Source organism: Paenalcaligenes sp. DL 309 (assembly GCF_057475285.1).
Genome location: NZ_JBYBKW010000043.1, coordinates 1 through 505 on the forward strand (window position 1 = coordinate 1; position 505 = coordinate 505).

The following is a 505-nucleotide window of genomic DNA, read 5'->3' on the forward strand; positions in this document are numbered from 1 at the left end:
TGAACTGACCCCAAGAAGTTGGACACCCTTCCAACCTTTTGGGGTTTTTCTATGGCTAAATATAGTGCAGAACTTAAGCTATATCTTGTAAAAAGTTATGCGTCAGGGCAGCTTGGTTTCTCTGAAATACATGAAGAGTTTGGCGTACCAAATCGAATGCTCTTAAACTGGTACCAACGCTTTAAGTATCATGGGATCGAGGCATTTTCTAAGAAACATAGTCACTATGATGCAGATTTCAAACTTCGTGTGTTAAATCACCAGCAAACTCATCAGTTGAGTGCGCATGAAACGGTTGCTTTTTTTAATATTCGAGGTGGCTCAGGGGTAGTCAGTCGGTGGCGTCGGCAGTATGATTTAGGTGGAATCAGAGCGCTTGAGCCTAAGCCTAAAGGACGCCAATCAACGATGAAGCAACCCAATAAAAAAGACCGGACGGCGGGAACGCCCGAACAAAAACGCATTAAAGAGCTTGAGGAAAAGCTTTTATATTTAGAAGCGGAGA

At 43.2% G+C, this 505-nt stretch carries 1 protein-coding gene; it reads left to right on the forward strand.

The window, feature by feature from the left end:
• Positions 1-51: 51 nt before the first annotated feature.
• The coding region (locus tag AC2UZJ_RS12545; protein WP_486950457.1) for a transposase at positions 52-505 on the forward strand (454 nt) is incomplete at its 3' end.